An 18,504-nucleotide genomic window follows, 5' to 3' on the forward strand; every position below is an offset into this window, starting at 1 on the left:
CTCACGCGGCAGGGAAGGTCAGCGAGACGGTCAGGCCACGCCCTCCGGGGCGGTTCGCGATGGCCAGGGTCCCACCGGCGCGCTTCAGGACCGTCTCCACGATGGCCAGTCCCAATCCCGTTCCAGACGAGAGCGGCGTTTGGCCGCGGAAGAAGCGTTCCGCGGCATGCTCGATATCATCCTCGTTCATGCCGGGGCCCTCATCCTCGACCACGACCGAGACGAGCCCGTCCCCGCTAGCTGTCGAGATGGCGATGCAGCCGCCGTCGGGGGAATGAAGGAGCGCGTTTTCGAGAACGTTCTTCAGGGCCGTCGTGGCCAGTGGCTCGTTGCACGCGACCCTGCCGTCGAGATTGCCCGCCACGGCGAAAGTGACACCGCTCCTCTGCCGCAAGGGTTCGACAGCGCGTTTCGCATCCTCCAGCACGCGTCCGAGATCGGCCGGCTCCGGCGGCAGATCATCCTCGCTCGCATCGGCGGCGGCCAGATCAAGCAGCTGGCTCACCAGGCGCGAGGAACGGTCGACGCCGCCTGCGATCTGGGCAAGCGCGCGCGCTCTCACTTCCGGATCCTTGCTGGCGAGTGCGATCTGGGCCTGGGTCTTGACGCCCGCGAGCGGCGTCCTGAGTTCATGGGCGGCGAAGGCGGTGAAGCTCTTCTCGCGCTCGCGCGCCGCCTCCACCCTCGCGAACAGGCCATTGAGCGCGGCAAGCATCGGGCGCAGTTCGGCCGGACCACTCTCGTCACCGACCGGCCTGAGGTCGTCGGCGCGGCGCGCCGACAGCGCTCTCGCCATCCGGTCGAGCGGCGCCAGGCCGCCACGCACCGCCAGCCAGATCAGGAGGCCGCCCACCGGCAGCATCAGGGTCATGGGAAACAGCGTTCCCATCATGACGCCATTGACCAGCGACTGCCTGATCTTGAGATTGTCGCCGACCATCACCTGGACGCCGCGGCCTGGGTTGAGAACCGTGTAGACCCGCCATGTCTCACCGTCGACGACCGTCTGGGAAAAGCCCTCGCCTTCGCCCGCCAGCCGTTGTCGGGGGGCGGCTTCAGAGCGCCCGACCATCTCGCCGGAAAGCGACCATATCTGGCAGGATAATTGGCGGCTGTAGTTCTCGGCGCCCCAGTCGCGCTCGATGCCGGCCTCCGGAAGCATTTGCGCGGCAGATGCGACTTCGATGCGTTCGTCGGTGAGCAGCGAATCGACCATGCGTGCGGCTTCGCGCAATCGTGCATCCAGAACCTGTTCGACCTGCGCCTGGGTACTGAAATATATCCAGCCGGCCGCCGACAGCCAGGCGGCTCCCGTCGTGACGAGCAGGATCAGCAGCAGACGCGCGCGCATCGATCTCATGGCCGTTCTCCACCCACCCGGTAGCCGATCCCCCGGACGGTCTGCACGACGCCCGGGCCGAGCTTGCCGCGCAGGTTGTGGACATGCACCTCGACCGCATTGCTCTCCGCACCCTCCTGCCAGCCATAGATCACTTCCTCAAGGCTGGCCTTGCCGAGTACGGCCCCGGGCCGCTCCATCAGGGCGCGCAGAATGGTGAATTCGCGCCGCGTCAGCGGCACGTCGCGACCACCCCGCGTGACCGACAGGGAGGCAGGGTCCAGTGTCACATCCTCCCATTGCAGCATCACGCTGGTCCGCCCCGCCCGGCGCCGCAGCAGCGCGCGCAGCCGTGCCGCGAGTTCGTCGAGGTCGAACGGCTTGCCAAGATAATCGTCTGCACCCGCATCGAGGCCGGCGATGCGATCGGGAATCTGGTCGCGGGCGGTCAGGAGCAGGATAGGCGTGGCATCGCTCAGTCGCCGCCGCTCGGCGAGGAAATCGAGCCCGGAACCGTCGGGCAGCATCACGTCCAGAACCACAGCCTCGTACTCGCTTCCGCGCATGGCCGCTTCGGCATCGGCACAGCAGGCCACCGCATCGGGGCTGAATCCGGCCATTTCGAGCCCAACGGCAAGTCCGTCGCGAAGCAGGGGGTCGTCTTCCACGATGAGTATGCGCATGCCATTCCGTTTTTGCGTTTTGTCCACTTTGCCGTCGATGATCCGGCTTAAGGCTGCCTTAAGCCGTCGCGACGATCTCCCTCCCGTCGCAACACAAGGAGGCTGCATCAAGATGCGGGCAATCACCGCAGCATTACTGACGGCACTGCTCATGCTCTCGCCGGCCAAGGCCGCGCCCGGGCAGCCACTGCCCGTGGACGAGGCCTTCTCCGTGTCGGCGGAGCGGATCGATGGCCGGATCGAACTGCGGTGGGCCATCGCACAGGGCTATTATCTCTATCGCGATCACTTTCGCATCTCTAGCGACGAGGAGGATATCCCTTTCGGCGTTTCGGAAGGCGAGATGAAGGTCGATCCAGGTTTCGGCGCCGTGGAAGTGCTCTTCGACGAGGCGGTGGTCACGCTGGCAGGTCATGAAGCCAGCGTGATCCAGCTGGTCTATCAGGGATGCCAGGATGACGGCATCTGCTACAGACCCGAAACGCGCTACATCGATACCGCCTCGCTCGAGATATCGCAGGATGCGAGCGCCTTCGGGCGGACCGCTCCGAATGGGAGCGCCGAGAGTTCTCGTCTTGCCGCGGCCGGGATCGTGATCGCCGATGATGCGGATGCATCCTCCGCAATCCTGCTCACCGACGGTGCTTTCTGGATCGCGCTCAGTTTTCTCGGCTTCGGCGTCCTGCTGGCCTTCACGCCGTGCGTCTTTCCCATCTACCCGATCGTGCTCGGCATGCTTGGGAGGCAAGGACAGTCGATGAGCGCCGGGCGCGGTCTTCTGGTTTCCTCGACATATGTCGTGTCGCTCGCCCTTGCTTTCGCGCTTGTCGGTGCGCTGGTGGGCTGGACAGGGCAGAATGTCCAGTTCGCGCTGCAATCGCCGATCACGACGGCAGCCATTGCGATCGTCTTCCTGGTGCTGGCTGCAGCCAGTTTCGGCTGGTTCGAGCTTCAGCTTCCCGGTTTCTTGACGAACCGGCTTGCGCGCAGTGCAGGCGGCGGAGGTTCGCTCGGCTCGGCCGCCGCTCTCGGCTTCGGTTCCTCGCTTCTCGTCGGTCCCTGCGTGACCGCCCCGCTCGCTGGCGCGCTGGTCTATATCGGCCAGGGCGGTGACTGGCGTGTCGGCGCGCTGGCACTCTTTGCCCTGGGTGTCGGCAAGGGCTTGCCGCTGATCGCCATGGCGACCTTCGGCGGCCGGTTGATGCCACGCGCCGGCCGTTGGATGGAAGCTGTCAGGCGCCTGTTCGGTTACGGTTTCGTCCTGATGAGCATCTGGATCGCAGCCCCGCTTCTCCCGCAGGGAATCGAACCGCTCCTTTATGCGACCGTGGCCCTTGTCGGCGCGGCAGACCTCTTTCTCCGCGCCCGGGGTGGGTGGGCGAAGACCGCGTCCGCGCTTGCCATGCTGGGTGTAGGTCTCATGGCCGGGTCGCTCGTCCCGGGCGAGGCCCCCATGCAGGCCGAGGCGAGGATATCGCTCCAGTCGCCGCCCGCCACATCCCTTGCCTTCGTGACGGCGCGAAGCCCGGACGAACTGATCGGCGCCTTCGACAAGGCCGATGGGCGACCGGTGATGGTCTATGTCACGGCCGAATGGTGCACCATCTGTCGCTCGATCGAGAGATCGGTCTTCCCCAGGGAAGAGGTGGCCGACGCGTTGGAAAACGTCCATCTCATCAAGCTCGACGTCACCGATCTCGACAGCAGCACCCAGTCGCTGCTGTCGGAACTCGCCGTGGCAGGACCGCCGACCATGCTGTTCTTCGACAGCGCCCGGCGGGAAGTGGCCGGTACGCGCCTGATCGGAAACCTGTCGGCTGGTGAACTCGTGGACGCGGCGACGACATTGAAGGATCCGCGATGAACGCCATCAATATCGGTCCGCTGATGTTGTCGACGGACCGTGTCAGCGCCCTCATCGGCATTGCGGTCTTTCTTGCCGTGACAGCAATCATCGCACGGCGCATGGGCGAGCCCCTCGGCCGCTGGTCCACCCACGCCTTCCTTGCCGGCGTGGTCGCTGCGCGGCTGGGCCATGTGGCGATCAACTGGGAGACCTTTGCGCCGGAGCCCTGGCGGATCGTCGCCATCTGGCAAGGCGGGTTCCACTGGCAGACAGGAGTGATCGTGGCGATCATGCTCCTGTTTTTCTTGGTCCGGCCGGCAGGCCAGCGCGTGGCAGGCATCGCCAGCCTGGCCGCCGGCCTCTTCGTCTGGCATTCGGCGACCCTGCTGACCTCAGGCGTCGAGCCGATCGAGCTGCCGCAACATCCGCTGCACACTCTCGCCCACGAACCCGTCCAGCTCGCCGCGCTCGGCGGACAGCCGATGGTCGTCAATCTCTGGGCGACCTGGTGCCCGCCCTGCCGTCGCGAGATGCCGATGATGGCCGATGTCGCGGCTGCCACATCCGACGTCACGTTCGTCTTTGCCAACCAGGGCGAGGACGCGCCGCGCATCCGATCCTACCTGGGCGGCGAACAGCTGTTCCTGCCGAACGTGCTCATGGACGGGCTCGGCGAACTGGGGCGCCACTATGGCGCCAGGGGGCTGCCCGCCACGCTCTTCATCGATACCGAAGGGACGTTGGTCGACATGCATCTGGGCGAGATCTCGAGAGAGGCGTTCGTGGAGAAGATCGGAGCGCTGGAAAACACCGAACGCTGATCGTCGTCCGCAGGAGGGGTCGCAGCGGTTACGCGGCGAAATGGCTCGCATAGGCATGATCGACATGCGCCAATATACCCGCCTGATGACCGAGATAGGTATCGACGAGTTCGCGCGAGAGCCACATCCGCGATTGCCCGCGCGCGCCTTCCCAGCCGATCGCGCCAAGTGTCTCGGCCTCACGCAATTTCTGGGCGGCGTTCGACCGCGACATGTTCAGAACCGCCGCCAGATCGGAAATGGCGGTGACCGAAGTGAAAAACCTGTCGCCCTCCATGGCGTGGGCATCGAGCCCCATGACGAGATGCTCGGTAACAATAAAGCCGTTATTGGCCCAGATGAACGGCGACACGCCGGCCTCCGGCTGGCGGACCGTCATCGGCGGAAGAAAGAGCTCCGCGACCAGCGGCTGGATGACGGCAATCGCGTCTCGATCCTGCCGGTAGCTCTGGACACGAGCGCCTCCGTCCAGGCGATCGAGGGTCGCCAGATAGATGCTCAGCCAGTCATCGAATATGGCAAGCGAGAATTCGGCCGGCCTGAGAAACCGCTTGCGGCGATCCCCCTTGGGTTCAAGCGGCTGCAAGGCACCGAAGGCGATCATCTGCTGAAGAAACGTGTCCGCCGTGTTGCGGCTTGCAATGCCCAGCCTTTCGGCTTCCTCCAGAAACCTGGCGGCATTGAGCCCCTCGACTTCGGGGTCTCTCAGCGACTTGAGGTACAAGGCCAACGACAATTGGCCCAGCTTCCACCTTTGCTGGGTCCGGAACGCGGTCGCCATCTTCGCATGCTGGCGATCGAGTTCGACCATCGCCTTTGCCTGTTGCTGGATGAAGCCGAGGAAATCAGGCCTGCCGGCAATGTCCTGGATTGAAAGTGACATGCATTTCTTATGTCGTAGGGGTGTGCCTGAAGAACCCAAGCCGCGTTTGTTGAATCCGTTCCCTGCGATGCTTCTGGCTCCCAGCAGAGGATGCCCTCGCCAGAAGAACCGGTAACGTTCATTCCAGCCTGTATTCGAGGCTGGACGGGATTGGAATGCATGTTCGGGACAAAATCCGGCCGCCTTTGCACCATATTCTAGGTTCCGGGATCGGTCGATCGACTGATGCCATCATTTCGATACCTGCGACGACATCGCTGCCGGAGGATTCTGCTTGAAACTCAGATATGTGCTTGCAGCGGCCCTCGTCCTGGCCATCGGCCTGACGCTGCGCTGGCAATGGCAGGATCGCGGTTCCTTCGAAGAGGAAGTGACGCACGCCGCCGTGGCGGCCGAGTTGAGCAAGGAGAGCACGCTGTGCCCCCTGCGCGACCGGGCTGCACGGGAGAAGCAAGCGTGGCTTCTGGCAGCCTGCGTGTCGGGCGGGTTAGGCTGGATCGAGGCTGACGCGCGCTATGGCGAAGACGCGGCAAAGGTTTTCCTCGTCTATGGCGAGGAGGCGGCGTTCAGGGAAGTTTTCGGCAGGATCGGCCATCCAGTCGTGCCGGTGATCGCATATTTCGTGGAAAACGGCTCCTCGCAGTACCTCTTGCAGGAGACTGTCGGCCAGGGTCTGTCGCGGCTTTGGAACGATGGCCGCATGGGCTTCGGGCTCGCCGAGATCACACCCGAGCAATATGGCCTCATCGCCATTCACGAGCTTGAGGAGCGCGGCCATGAATTTCTTTCGGAATTCGAGGTCGTCGACGGCAAAGCCGTGCGCAGACAGTTCACCCGCACCCTGCTCGGCGCCAAGAACGTCGTATTCGGCGGGATATCGGACCTTGAAAGCGTGATCGCGCGCGGCGAGCGGCTTCCAACGTGGAGCGAAGTAGGCTGGGCCGCGTTCGATGCGGTCGTCGTGGTGGGCGGCATCGGCGCGGCTGCCAAGGCGCTGCAGGTCGCACGGGCGCCGATCGCGGCCAGTCGCGGCACCTTGCGCATTGCCCATTTACGAGCCGCCGGCAGAGGCGCGGTACGATCACTTTCGGCGGTGGGAACGGCTGCCGGCGTCGCGGCGGTCGTGGCCCTTCCCTATGTGGCGATCACGAGGCCGCATCTCCTGACATCCGCGGCGGGCTGGGTTGCGGAACAGGCGGGCCTGCCGGCCTGGCTTGGCGCGTTTGCCGCCTATTTCGTGCTCTGCCTCATCGTCTTCCTGCTGCTGAAACTGGTCCTGTCACCGCTGACCTGGACACTTGGGGCGCTGGGGAGCCTCATCCGCCTGCTTGGCCGGGCCGCGCCCGCCCCAAGGGCACAGGCTTGATCTCAGGGGGGGGAGAGGGGGGGGGCGGGAAGAGAATGCGGCCCTCCTGTCAGCCTAGCTGATCGTTCCGACCGCGAAATCGAAAAGTGACTGGGCATGCGCGGCCATCGCCGCGCGCGCCTTCTCGGAATCGCCGGCCTCGATCGCATCGAGGATCGCGAGATGCTCGCGGGAGTCCGGCCCCAGCCGTTCGGCCAGTTGCGCGATCTCGAACAATCGCGTCGTCACGCGCATGTCGCGCAGGATCGCCGCCATGACACCGTTTCCGCACGCGTCGATGAAGAGATTGTGAACCTCGTCGTCGCAGGCCCAATGGGCCTGTGTGTTGTAGGGAACCATGCGCTCCAGAGCCAGGACCACTTCCCGCACGCGCGCAATCTCCTCCGGCCCGACCTTGCCGGCCGCAAGCGCGGCGGCTTCGGCCTCCAGTACCTTTCGCACCCGCAGGCTTTGCAGATATTCGCGCATCTCGACGACGCGCACGACGTAGGAGCGCGTGGCCCCCTTGCGGATCAGTCCCTCGCCTTCCAGCCGCTGCATGGCTTCGCGCAGCGGCGTGCGCGAAATCTGCAACTGCTCTGCCAGTCGCTGTTCCACCAGCTTGTCTCCGCCGCGCAGTTCTCGACGCATGATCATGCCCGAGAGGATGCCATAGGCATGCGCCGACATGTTGGCTGCCGCTTGGGGCAGCGCGTGCCTGGCCTCGCTGGCCCTTTCGCGTGGGGTGTAGCGCTCCACCTTCCATTCTCCTCGTCCGAACCGCGCCCGGGGCTCCGGCCCGCTTGTTTGTATGCCGCAACCATCATAGCGGATCACAAATTGTATACCAACCAAAAACAATTGTTGCATTGATGCGTACAGGATGCTTTCTTTTGCACACAACAAAAATCAGCCAGGGGAACGGCGGCATATGGTGGATCAATCCGCAGGAGCGCGCGCGCTCAGCTTTCTGAAGGAACTGGTGGCGGCCCAGGCGTCGGGCGAACCGGCCGTCCAGAAATGTGTGGCCAACAGGCTTCGAGCCAATGGCTGCATCGTGGACGAACGTGCCTACGATCCCGCCGCCGTGCCAGTCATCGGAGAATTCGCCGGCGGTCGCGCCCAGACTCAGGGCCAGCGGACGAACGTGGTCGCCCGCCTTCCCGGTGATCCGCAGAAGCGCTCGATCCTGGTTTTCGCCCATCCCGACAGCGAGCCCGTCGACAATATCGAGGCGTGGTCCTCCAGTCCCTTCGTGCTCGAGGAGCGCGCCGGGCGCCTTTATGGCTGGGGCGTCGCCGACGACCTCGCCGGCATTGCCGCAGGTGCGCTCGCGCTCGAAGCAGCCGCGGCCGTCCCAGAGGCCGATCGCGGCGACATCGTCTTCATCAGCGCGCCCAGCAAGCGCCACGCCCGCGGCGTTTCGGCCGCCCTTCACGACAATTTCGAAGCCGACGGGGCGCTCTATCTGCACCCGGCCGAGTCCGGCGCGGGCCTCACCGAAATAAAGGCCCTCGCCTCGGGTCATCTTGAGTTCCGGATCATCATCAGCGGCAGGTATCCCGATACGACGGAACCCAGCCACACCGCATTTTCCCATCTTGCCGAGAACCCGCTCGACAAGGCCGTCCTCATTCACGCCGCCCTGAAGAAGCTCGACGCCGAGCGCGGCGCCAACATCCACCATCCCGCCATCGACAAGGTCGTGGGGCGATCGACCAACCTGCTGATTTCCAACATCTCCTGCGGCGAGGATCGGCGTTTCGGCCGCATCAACCTCGAATGCACGATGGGCTGTGCCCTGTCTTTCCCGCCGGGCGAGACGCTGGAGGATGTGAAGTCTCAGGTGGAAGCCGCGATCATGACGGCGGCGGCAGAAGACCGGTGGCTTGCCGAAAATCCGCCCCGCATCGAATGGGTCGCCGGCGTGACCGGCGCCGAATGCCCGCCGGACCACCCGCTCTATCTGGCCGCGGCCCGCGCCGTGGAAGCCGTCACGGGCGTCGTTCCGCACGTCAACCCGATGCACACCTCCAGCGACATCCGCAATCCGATTGTCCAGAAGGGCATCCCCACGGTGGCCATCGGGGGGCTGTGCGGCGATCTCACCCAGAACGGACGAACCGACGAGTGGATCGACCGTGACGACTTCCTGCGCATGGCCACAGCCACGACCGAGATCATCCTCGGCTGGTGCGGCGAGCGCCGAAACGGGACGAACTGAAACAGTCGTCCACAACCCGCCTGCGATCGTACGAAAGATCCGACACAGGCATTCCAATGGGAGCAACCAGAATGCGCATTTCCAGAACCTTCGTCTCCTCTCTCGGTCTGATGGCGATCCTCGCGGCTGGCACATCGGCCGGCCACGCCCAGGACTGTCCGGAAAACCTGCCAACCGTCGAAGCCGGAAAACTGGTGATGTCGATCAACGCGACGATCCCACCGCGCCAGTTCATCGACTCCTCGGGCAATCTGCAGGGCCTGCATCCCGATCTCGGCAACGAGATCGCCCGGCGTCTCTGCCTCGAACCGGAATATCGCAATGTCGGTTTCGAGGTCCAGATTCCCGGCCTGGCCAACAAGCGCTGGGACATGATCAACACCGGCATGTACTACACCGAGGAACGCGAGAAGATCATCCGTCTCGTGCCCTACACCGTCAACGCCCTGGCTATCGTGGTCCAGCGTGACAACCCCGACAACATCGAAGGTTACGAACAGCTCGCCGGCGAGCCTGTGGGAACCGAGATCGCGGGCTTCGCCGACCGTCTGATCCGGGAGATCAACGACGAGCAGGTCGCCGCCGGCTTGACGACGATGGACATCCAGTCCTTCAACACCTTCGCCGAAGCCTTCGCGGCACTCGGCGCGGGCCAGGTGAAGGCCGTTTTCGCACCTGACGCGACCGGCGCCTATTATGCCGAACGCGGCCAGTTCGCGGTCGGCGCTTCAGGCCTCAATCCGGGCCTTCCCAGCGCGTTCGGCTTCGATCCTTCGGCCGAGGCCCTGGCCCAGGCGGTCGCCGACGTCCTGACCGAAATGCGCGAGGACGGCACCTATGGCGAGATGATGGAATCTTATGGCGCCACCCCCATCGATCCCTGGGAAAAGTGGTCCGGCTCCTTCGAGGTCTTCTACCAGCCGGAATAAGGTTACTCGATCTTGGGCGGGGGACCTCGTTCCCCGCCCTCCCGACTTGAAATCCGCTGCTGCATGAGGAGAGCCCCATGAACTGGAGCTGGCCCTATTTCTTCGAATATCTGACCAACGGACTGATGCTGCGCGGTGCGTGGACGACGGTCTGGTTGAGTGTCGTCTCCATGGCCATCGGCCTCGGCCTCGGCGTCGTCGCGGCGATGTTCAAGATGTATGGCAATTTCGCGCTGCGGGCGGTGGCCGAATTCTACATCTGGCTTTTCCGTGGCACGCCCATCCTCATCCAGCTCGTCATCATCTACACCGGTCTGCCGCAGATCGGCATCAGGCTGACGGTGATCGAATCGGCCATCATCGGCCTGGCATTGAATGAGGGCGCGTATCTCGCCGAGATCATCCGCGCCGGCATCATGTCGGTCGACAAGGGACAGAACGACGCCGCGCGCGCCGTCGGCATGACCTGGCGCGAACGCATGTGGTACGTCATCCTGCCCCAGGCCACGCGCACGATCATTCCCCCGCTCGGCAACCAGTTCAACGGCATGCTGAAGACCACGTCGCTTGCTTCGGTCATCTCCATGGAAGAGCTCATGCGCAACGCTCAGATGCTGGCGCAGATCGAGTTCCGCGTGCTCGAGGTCTATATCGTGGCCGCCATCTGGTATCTCATTCTGGTTTCGATCTGGGGGCTGATCCAGGTCCGCATCGAAGCACATTATGAAAAGCCGTTCGGCCCTGCGGCCGCCGTATCGCCCGATGCAAAAAAGAAACTCAGGAAGGCCACGCAGCAGGCCGGCCACGTCTGAGGCCACCTGCACGGATCCTGCCCCAAATCCCGATCGAGGCACGACATGAACACTATGTCCCCCAGCCAGATTCCCACCACCAAACGGATCAAGTCGCTTGGCGAGCCGATCGTGAAGATCGACAATGTCCGCAAGTCCTTTCACGGTCTCGAAGTGCTCAAGGGCGTGTCGCTGGAGGTCAGGCGTGGCGAAGTCGTGGTTCTCGCCGGCCGCTCGGGCAGCGGCAAGAGCACTCTTTTGCGCTGCATCGACCAGCTCGAAACCATCGATGGCGGCTCGATCCGCGTCAATGGCGAACTCATGGGCTTTCGCGAGAAGAACGGGCGCGTCGTGCCGCTGTCGGACGGGCAGATCGCGCGCCAACAGCGCGGGATGGGCATGGTGTTCCAGAACTTCAACCTGTTCCCGCATCTCAGCGTCATCGACAACATCACCCTCGCGCCCAACAAAATCCTGAAGCGGAACAAGGAAGAGGTTCGTACCGAAGCGCGTGAACTGCTCGCCAAGGTCGGCCTGCCTGAGAAGGAGAACGCCTATCCGCGCCAGCTGTCGGGCGGCCAGCAGCAGCGGGTCGCGATCGCGCGCGCGCTGGCCATGAAACCCGAGGTGATGCTGTTCGACGAACCCACGTCGGCGCTGGATCCGGAAATGATCTCCGAGGTTCTGGAGGTGATGGTGGATCTCTCGCATCAGGGCATGACCATGATCGTGGTGACCCACGAGATGGGGTTTGCGCGCGCCGCGGCCGACCGCGTTCTGCTCATGCATGAGGGCAGCCTCGTCGAGGAGGCGACCCCCGAGGAGTTCTTCGAACGCCCCAAGAGCGAGGAAGCGCGAATCTTCCTGTCGAAGATCCTGCATCACTGAGATGGATTCGCCGCCGCCCACTGCAATGGATGCTTCCGGCATCGTGCGGACGGTGACCGGGGACCGGCCAGCCGGCGACTTTCAGGCCGTGGCGGTGCACGAACATGTCCTGTTCGACATCGCTGTTCCCGGCTCGCATGCGGATGGCACGCCAATCGATATGATCAACCGCTGGCAGATCGACTACCGTTCGAACGAAACAGCGGACAACGCCCGCCAGCAGGACCGCGCCCGCGCCGGCGAAGAGCTTGTCTTCACGCAGGAGGACGGCTGCGATCTTATCGTCGACCAGACGGTCTGGGGCATCGGCCGAGACGTGGCGGGTTTGGCGGCGGCATCCCGGACCTCGGGCCTCGCTGTGGTCTGTGCCACCGGCACCTACACCGCCGCCTATCTCGGGGAAGCTGACCGAAGCGCCAGCGCCGAAGAACTTGCGGAGCGTTTCGTCGGCGAGATCGCCGATGGCATCGAGGGAACGAGCAGCCGGGCGGGACTGATCGGCGAGATCGGCTGCTCCTGGCCCCTGGAGGCGGTGGAAGAACGTGCGCTGCGGGCAGCAGCCGATGCCCAGCGCACGACCGGCGCGGGGATTTCGGTTCACCCGGGCCGGCATCCGGATGCGCCTTTCCACGTCGTCGACATCCTCGATCAGGCAGGCGCCGACCTTTCCCGCACCGTCATCTGCCACATGGATCGCACCTATCCGGAAGGGTCCCGGGTGGCGGAACTTGCGCGGACCGGCGTGATGGTCGAGTGGGACTTCTTCGGCATCGAGACCTCGCATTACTGGATGGCCGACCACGCGCTGCCGACCGACCGGCAGCGCCTGGAGATGATCCGAGAACTGTTCGACCAGGGGCTGGGCGACCGAGTGCTCGTGAGCCAGGACATCTGCACCCGGACGCGGCTCAGGAACTGGGGCGGGCACGGCTATGGCCACCTGTTCCGCAACATCCGTCCCCTCATGGCGCGGCTCGGCTTCGCCGCGGCCGAGATAGACAGCCTGCTGCGGGGCAACCCGCTGCGGCTTCTTGCCCTACCTGAAAGGAAAGCAGCATGAGCAGCGCGTTTCGAGGCACCTTCACGGTGATGGTCACACCGTTCGGCGAGGACGGAAACGTCGACCTCAAGGCCCTCGCGGCGTTCACCGACTGGCAGATAACCGAAGGCATTCATGGCCTCATCCCGCTGGGGTCGACGGGTGAATTCCTGTCGATGACGGAGGAGGAACGGGAAGCGGTTGCCCGTACCGTGATCGACACGGCCAACGGCCGCGTTCCCGTCCTCATCGGAACGGGCGCAGAATGGACCGCCGACGTCATTCGCGGCAGCAGGATGGCCGAGCGCCTCGGCGCGGATGGGGTAATGATCATCCCGCCCTTCTATTCCACGCCAACGGAAGACGAACTTTTCGTGCACTACCGCAAGGTGGCAGAGGCGATCTCGCTGCCGATCATGGTCTACAATAACCCGGCAACAGCCAATGTGGACATGACGCCGAACGTGCTTGCGCGGCTGAGCCGCATCGACAATGTCAGCTACGTCAAGGAATCCACGCTCGAAGTGACGCGGGTCCGCGACATCGTGGAACTGTGCGGGGACCGCATGACGGTCTTCGGCGGCATTCTGGGTTTCGAGAGCTTCGTGGTGGGCGCCGAAGGCTGGGTTGCCGTGGGCTCCAACATCATGCCTGCCGAATTCGCGCGCCTCTTCACCATGACGCGTGATGCGCAGGACTACGACGCGGCGCGCGCGCTCTACCGGAAAATCCTGCCCATCATCCGGATGGTCGGCGGCCATCAATATGTCACGGCTACAAAGGCCGCGCTGTCCATGATGGGGCACCCCATGGGGGATCCCCGGGCGCCAAGGCTGCCTGCCACGCCGGCCGAGCGCCGGGACATCGCGAACATACTGCACGATCTGTCGCTGACCCGAGAAGCGGCGGCCTGAGAAAGTCCGATGGGGTTCGTCTTCGAAGGGCATGCGGTCGAGAGCCGACCGGGCGACACGGTGGCATCCGCGCTGGAGCGCGGAGGGCACCGCTTGCTGCGCCGTTCGCGCGCCGATCTCGGATCGGAGGACCGAGGCTATTTCTGCGGGATGGGCGTTTGCCACGAGTGCCTGGTCGAAATCGACGGCCGGTCCGCCCAACGCGCCTGCATGACCGCCGCACCCGAAGGCGCACTCGTGCGCAGGCACCGCGATGCCGAGCCTGCCGCCTTGCACGCACTCTCGTCCTCGCCAGTCGGCGCGGCAGAGGTCATCATCGCCGACCTGGCGATCGTGGGCGCCGGCCCGGCCGGCCTGGCGGCAGCGCTCGAAATGGAAGGCGCCGGTCTCCGCACGGTCATTGTCGACGAACGCTCGAAGCCGGGCGGGCAGTACTACAAGGCGCCGGCGAATGAAGGCGCGCTCGATGCACAGCATCGCGAGGGCGACGCCCTGCGTGCGCAGCTTGATCACTCCGCGGCGGTTGTGCTTTCCGGCCACACCGTCTGGCACGGGGCCCGCACCGAAGACGGTTTCGAGCTGGCGCTCCATGGCGATGGCCGCGCCAAGACGCTGCGCGTGCGCGCCCTCATCCTGGCGACCGGCGCCTATGAGCGCCCGGCCATGGTGCCGGGCTGGACGCTGCCTGGCGTCATGACGATCGGCGGGGCGCAGGGTCTGGTGCGAAGCCAGGGCGTGCTGCCCGGGAAAAGAGTGCTCGTCGCCGGGAACGGGCCGCTCGGACTGCAACTGGCCGCCGAACTCGCGCAGTCGCACCAGCCGCCGCTGGCGGTTCTGGAGCGCGCCCGACTGGCGACGGCACGTGGCATTCCGCACGTGCTGTCCATGCTCCGCCACAAGCCGTCCCTCGTGGCCAAGGGCCTTGGCTACAGGCGGGCGGTTACCCGTGCAGGCGCCGAGATTCTCGAAGGCTGGCAGGTGACGCTGTGCCTCGGCGGCGATCGTCTGGAAGCCGTCGAGGCATCGACGCTCGACGGCCGCGTCTCACGCCGCTTCGAGGTTGATACGCTGTGCATTGGCGAGGGCTTCCTGCCGCAGTCGGAGCTGGCGCGCATGCTGGGCTGCGAGACCGGCTGGAACCGACAAACCGGGGCATTGGAGGTGGAGCGCGACCTCGACGGCGCCACTGGGATCCCTGGGGCATGGGTCGCGGGCGACGGCGGGGCGATCGGCGGCGCGGAGGTTGCGCTTTCGCAAGGCCGTCTCGCCGGTATGGCCGCGCGGGGCTTTCTGGGCGGCCGGATGGAAGGCAGTGGCGCACCTGCCGCCGGGCACCATCTGCGCCGTGCACGGGCCTTTCAGGACGCGCTCTGGAAGCTCTACCATGCCGAGCCGCGCCAGCCCATCGACCAGGATGTGATTGTCTGCCGCTGCGAAAGCGTGCGCGCGGGGCAGCTTCGCGAGGCCGTCATCCGCGGGGCGAGCGACCTCGGCGCTCTCAAGCGCATGACGCGAATGGGCATGGGCCGCTGTCAGGGGCGCTATTGCGCCGGCGCGGCCATGACGCTTCTTGAAGGAAGCGACCCGATGGCGCCACAGGCCCCCCTGCGGCCTGTGCCCGCATCCGCGCTGATGCTCGAGCAGCCCGAATGGGGCGGCCACAAACAGGCGCAGTATCCCGTCTTGCGCAGGTCTTTCAGGTCCATCGAGACAGAACTGCCGGACCGAACCGAACTTCTGGTCGTCGGCGCGGGCATCATGGGCGTCTCGGCCGCGCTTCACGCCGCCGAGCTCGGGTTCGAGACCCTGGTGGTCGATCGCATGCCGGTCAATGCCGAATCCTCCGGCGGCAATGCGGGCAGCCTCCATCTGCAGCTCCTGTCCTTCGATTTCGGTTCCAAGACCGGGGGACGTGGCGAAGCGCTCCTGCAGACCTTGCCGCTGCAGCGTGATGCGATCGCGCTCTGGAAAGAGCTGGAGACACGCGCGGACACACCCTTCGAGATCGCGACCACCGGCGGCATGATGCTTGCGGAAGACGCCGCGCAGCTCGACTTCCTGCGCCGGAAGATCCGGTCGGAGCGCGAGGTCGGGATCGAGGTCGAACTGATCGAGCGCGATGCCATCGCACGCATCGCGCCGCATGTCTCCGAGCGCATGATCGCGGCGGCCTGGTGCCCCGGAGAAGGCAAGATCAATCCGATGGTGGCGACGCCCGCCCTGGCCCGCGCGGCGTGGGCAGCAGGCGCGCGCTTTGCCGAAGGCGTGACGATCACGGGTATCGAACGCCTCTCGGAAGGCTACCGCATTGAAGCGAATGGGCGGTCCATCGTCGCGCGGCGGCTCATCATGGCGGCGGGGGGCTGGACGGGCAAGCTCGCAGGGATGCTGGGCGTCGATCTGCCGGTCCATGGCGCACCACTGCAGATGGTGGTCACCGAAACGGCTCCGCCGCTGGTGCCGTGCCTGCTGGCTCATGCCGACCGCCACCTCACGATGAAGCAGGCCAGCGCCGGCAATCTCATCATCGGCGGCGCCTGGTCGGCAGGCGTCGATGCGGACACAGGCCGCAGCCGCATCCTGCTCGACAGCCTGAGGGGAAATCTCTGGGTTGCCGGGCACGTGGTTCCCAAGCTCGCTGGACTGCACGTGCTGCGCTCCTGGGCGGCGATGAATGTCGACATCGACGGCGCGCCCATCGTGGGAGCGCTGCCGGGACACCCCGACTGCGTGGTGGTCGCCGGGGCCAATGGCTACACACTCGGCCCCCTGCTCGGACGCATTGCGGCCGAAACGCTGCGGGCCGGTGCTCTCGCGGCAGAGCTGAAGCGCTTCTCGCCCGAACGATTCCAATGAAACAAGGAGGACGACAGATGGACAAACTGGTCATTCATGCAGGCGGCTACACCTTCCGCGGCCATTTCGAGACCGCGGATGCCCCGCAGACTGTCGCGGCCTTCCGCAAGCACCTGCCCTATGAAAGCCAGATCGTGCATGTGCGCTGGAGCGGCGAAGGTGTATGGGTCCCGCTCGGCGACACCGATTTCGGCGTCGGCTACGAGAACCACACGAGCCACCCGGCCCCTGGCCACATCATCCTCTATCCCGGCGGCATCAGCGAGACCGAGATCCTGCTCGCCTATGGCGGCGTCGACTTCTCTTCCAAGATGGGTCAGCTCGCCGGCAACCACTTCATCACGATCACGGAGGGGCTGGAGAACCTGAAGGCGCTGGGCAACAAAGTGTTGTGGGAGGGCGCCCAGCCGATCCGCTTCGAACAGGCCTGAGCTGGCCCGGTTCTCGGCTGCACTCAGCCGGTCGCGGCGATGCGCCGAGCCAGTTCAAGCGCGGACAGGACCACCTCCTCGATGCGGCTGGAGGCGGTCCAGTCGCCCGTGGCCGCAATACCAAGCGAATGATCCAAGAAAGGTCCCGGGCGCTCGGTCTTGCCGACAAGCGCCGAGCGCCAACGGTGCGCCTTGACCACATTCGCGCTCGATAGCGGAGCCGGCATCGCCCGGCCCAGCGCGTCGAAGAGCACGTCTCCCAGCAATGCTGTCGGGGTCTCGGCATGGTGGCGGGACCAGCTGCTGCGCGTGTGGGCGACGATGCTTGCCCTGGCGCGATCCCGGCCGGGCTTGGTGCTGTCGATCGAGATCCACTTGATCGGCCCATCCAGCACCTTGGCAGCGATCCAGTCCTGCCGCCAGGGCGCGTCCAACGCCACCATGAGGGCGTGGCAGGGTTTCATGCGCGGGCGATCGAGACCGGGCATCGCCAGAACACCGGCGAACAGCGCGCGTGTCTGATGCGGCGTCGTCGTGGAAACGACGAGGTCATATTCCCCGAGCGGCTCCCCGCCGGTCGAGACAAGCTCCATGGCGCCGGCGGAAGGACCAAGGGGCGCGACCTCGACCTCCGTCCTGACGGCATGGCCTGCCGCCAGATGCCGGGCAATGGCGTTCATGCCGGGCACCCCGACGAGATGCCGTTCCCGCCAGTGGCGCGGCCCGATGAGGCGGCCTGCCTCCAGATTGACGACGGGACCCGACCATTCGTCGACCAGTCCCGCGGCCGTCAGGGGCTTCAGCCAGGCCTGGAATGCCGTTGTCCGGACCGTGAAACATTGCGCACCATGGTCGAAGGAATGCTCGCCCTCGCGGCGCGTGGCCATGCGGCCGCCCACACCGCGCCCCTTCTCGAAGACAGTCACAAGGGCGACGTCGCGCAGCGCGCTGGCCAAAGCAAGCCCGCCAATGCCCGCGCCGATGATCGCGATGCGCTTCATGCCAAAAGCCCGATGAGCAGGCAGGCCGCGACGACGACGGCCGTGATCGTCATGCGCAGGCGCCAGAACCAGTCCGGCCAGACCGAGGCGCGGGCGAGCAGATGATCGATCCCCGCAAGCCCGGCAAAGAGAAGTGCAAAGAGCACAAAGCCGGTCGACGCCGGGAGCATGGCAGCCAGCCAGGCCGATAGGGCCAGCGCGTTGCTGGCAAGAAGCAGCGCAGCGGGTCGCACGCGGCGGGCCGAAAGAAGCGCCGCGCCCCAATGCACGCCGCAAAGAAAGGAGGCGATCACCGCGGCGTAGACCTGCACGCTTGCCGTCCAGGCGCCTCCCAGGAAGAGAAGGTCGGCCGCTCCTGCCAGGAAGGGAAGGGTACCGGCCGACGCCAGTGCCCAGGCAAGCCGGGCGTCGGACGGGTTCGGATCGGTCAGCGGGCTCTCGGTTGCCATGCTCGCGATACGCTTCTGGTCCGCGTTCCGATCACCTGGTTTGTGGGCGACGCCCTTTCAGGCCT

At 65.4% G+C, this 18,504-nt stretch carries 17 protein-coding genes; 11 read left to right on the forward strand and 6 right to left on the reverse strand.

The features are described 5' to 3' along the window. Nucleotide 1: 1 nt before the first annotated feature. Together GRZ55_RS00940 and GRZ55_RS00945 are read right to left on the reverse strand one after the other, a co-directional pair. A complete protein-coding gene (locus GRZ55_RS00940; protein ID WP_169285001.1) occupies nucleotides 2-1,360 on the reverse strand; it encodes an ATP-binding protein in 1,359 nt (452 codons plus the stop codon). Next, a complete protein-coding gene (locus GRZ55_RS00945) occupies nucleotides 1,357-2,022 on the reverse strand; it encodes a response regulator (RefSeq protein WP_169285002.1) in 666 nt (221 codons plus the stop codon). Before GRZ55_RS00945 ends, GRZ55_RS00940 begins: the two co-directional genes overlap by 4 nt. A 112-nt stretch (nucleotides 2,023-2,134) precedes the next feature. Here GRZ55_RS00945 and dsbD point away from each other — a divergent pair, with 112 nt between their 5' ends. Both dsbD and GRZ55_RS00955 read left to right on the forward strand, forming a co-directional pair. Further along, nucleotides 2,135-3,886 carry a protein-disulfide reductase DsbD gene (dsbD, locus tag GRZ55_RS00950; protein ID WP_169285003.1) on the forward strand — a complete coding sequence of 584 codons (1,752 nt, stop codon included), beginning with the start codon at nucleotides 2,135-2,137 and terminating at the stop codon, nucleotides 3,884-3,886. Further along, on the forward strand, nucleotides 3,883-4,689 hold the full coding sequence (locus GRZ55_RS00955; RefSeq protein ID WP_169285004.1) for a TlpA disulfide reductase family protein: 807 nt from the start codon (nucleotides 3,883-3,885) through the stop codon (nucleotides 4,687-4,689). The genes dsbD and GRZ55_RS00955 overlap by 4 nt, the downstream gene beginning before the upstream one ends. Before the next feature lie 28 nt (nucleotides 4,690-4,717). Here GRZ55_RS00955 and GRZ55_RS00960 read toward each other — a convergent pair whose 3' ends face one another. Beyond that, nucleotides 4,718-5,572, reverse strand: coding sequence for a hypothetical protein (locus GRZ55_RS00960; protein ID WP_169285005.1), 855 nt, complete (start codon nucleotides 5,570-5,572; stop codon nucleotides 4,718-4,720). A gap of 274 nt (nucleotides 5,573-5,846) precedes the next feature. On the opposite strand from GRZ55_RS00960, the gene GRZ55_RS00965 reads away from it, so the two are divergent. Beyond that, a complete protein-coding gene (locus tag GRZ55_RS00965) occupies nucleotides 5,847-6,938 on the forward strand; it encodes a hypothetical protein (RefSeq protein WP_169285006.1) in 1,092 nt (363 codons plus the stop codon). Nucleotides 6,939-6,992: 54 nt separating this feature from the next. Here GRZ55_RS00965 and GRZ55_RS00970 read toward each other — a convergent pair whose 3' ends face one another. Next, a complete protein-coding gene (locus GRZ55_RS00970; RefSeq protein WP_368856567.1) occupies nucleotides 6,993-7,676 on the reverse strand; it encodes a GntR family transcriptional regulator in 684 nt (227 codons plus the stop codon). Between the two features lie 172 nt (nucleotides 7,677-7,848). Between GRZ55_RS00970 and GRZ55_RS00975 the strand changes: the two genes are divergently transcribed. The 8 genes from GRZ55_RS00975 to GRZ55_RS01010 all read left to right on the forward strand — a co-directional run bounded on the left by GRZ55_RS00975 (nucleotide 7,849) and on the right by GRZ55_RS01010 (nucleotide 16,989). Then, a complete protein-coding gene (locus tag GRZ55_RS00975; protein WP_169285007.1) occupies nucleotides 7,849-9,141 on the forward strand; it encodes a M20 family metallopeptidase in 1,293 nt (430 codons plus the stop codon). A gap of 71 nt (nucleotides 9,142-9,212) precedes the next feature. Then, nucleotides 9,213-10,070, forward strand: coding sequence for an ABC transporter substrate-binding protein (locus GRZ55_RS00980; RefSeq protein ID WP_169285008.1), 858 nt, complete (start codon nucleotides 9,213-9,215; stop codon nucleotides 10,068-10,070). Between the two features lie 77 nt (nucleotides 10,071-10,147). Beyond that, complete coding sequence (locus GRZ55_RS00985) at nucleotides 10,148-10,882, forward strand: amino acid ABC transporter permease (protein WP_169285009.1); 735 nt, start codon at nucleotides 10,148-10,150, stop codon at nucleotides 10,880-10,882. A 54-nt stretch (nucleotides 10,883-10,936) separates the two neighbouring features. Next, the gene (locus tag GRZ55_RS00990) at nucleotides 10,937-11,749 is read left to right on the forward strand and encodes an amino acid ABC transporter ATP-binding protein (protein WP_210257195.1); all 813 of its coding nucleotides are present in this window, start codon (nucleotides 10,937-10,939) and stop codon (nucleotides 11,747-11,749) included. Between the two features lies 1 nt (nucleotide 11,750). After that, nucleotides 11,751-12,809, forward strand: a complete 1,059-nt coding sequence (locus GRZ55_RS00995; protein WP_169285011.1) for a phosphotriesterase — start codon at nucleotides 11,751-11,753, stop codon at nucleotides 12,807-12,809. Continuing rightward, entirely contained in the window at nucleotides 12,806-13,702 is an 897-nt protein-coding gene (locus GRZ55_RS01000; protein ID WP_169285012.1) for a dihydrodipicolinate synthase family protein, read from the forward strand. Before GRZ55_RS00995 ends, GRZ55_RS01000 begins: the two co-directional genes overlap by 4 nt. A 9-nt stretch (nucleotides 13,703-13,711) precedes the next feature. Further along, complete coding sequence (locus GRZ55_RS01005) at nucleotides 13,712-16,558, forward strand: FAD-dependent oxidoreductase (protein WP_169285013.1); 2,847 nt, start codon at nucleotides 13,712-13,714, stop codon at nucleotides 16,556-16,558. 17 nt (nucleotides 16,559-16,575) lie between these two features. After that, nucleotides 16,576-16,989, forward strand: a complete 414-nt coding sequence (locus tag GRZ55_RS01010; RefSeq protein ID WP_169285014.1) for a DUF3830 family protein — start codon at nucleotides 16,576-16,578, stop codon at nucleotides 16,987-16,989. A 23-nt stretch (nucleotides 16,990-17,012) separates the two neighbouring features. Here GRZ55_RS01010 and GRZ55_RS01015 read toward each other — a convergent pair whose 3' ends face one another. Next, nucleotides 17,013-17,990: an NAD(P)/FAD-dependent oxidoreductase gene (locus GRZ55_RS01015; RefSeq protein WP_169285015.1), complete on the reverse strand. Its 978-nt coding sequence runs from the start codon at nucleotides 17,988-17,990 to the stop codon at nucleotides 17,013-17,015. Then, nucleotides 17,987-18,439 carry a DUF3429 domain-containing protein gene (locus tag GRZ55_RS01020; RefSeq protein WP_169285016.1) on the reverse strand — a complete coding sequence of 151 codons (453 nt, stop codon included), beginning with the start codon at nucleotides 18,437-18,439 and terminating at the stop codon, nucleotides 17,987-17,989. Before GRZ55_RS01020 ends, GRZ55_RS01015 begins: the two co-directional genes overlap by 4 nt. Nucleotides 18,440-18,504: the final 65 nt, after the last annotated feature.

This window comes from Chelativorans sp. ZYF759, assembly GCF_012911015.1.
In the GTDB taxonomy this organism is placed as follows: domain Bacteria; phylum Pseudomonadota; class Alphaproteobacteria; order Rhizobiales; family Rhizobiaceae; genus ZYF759.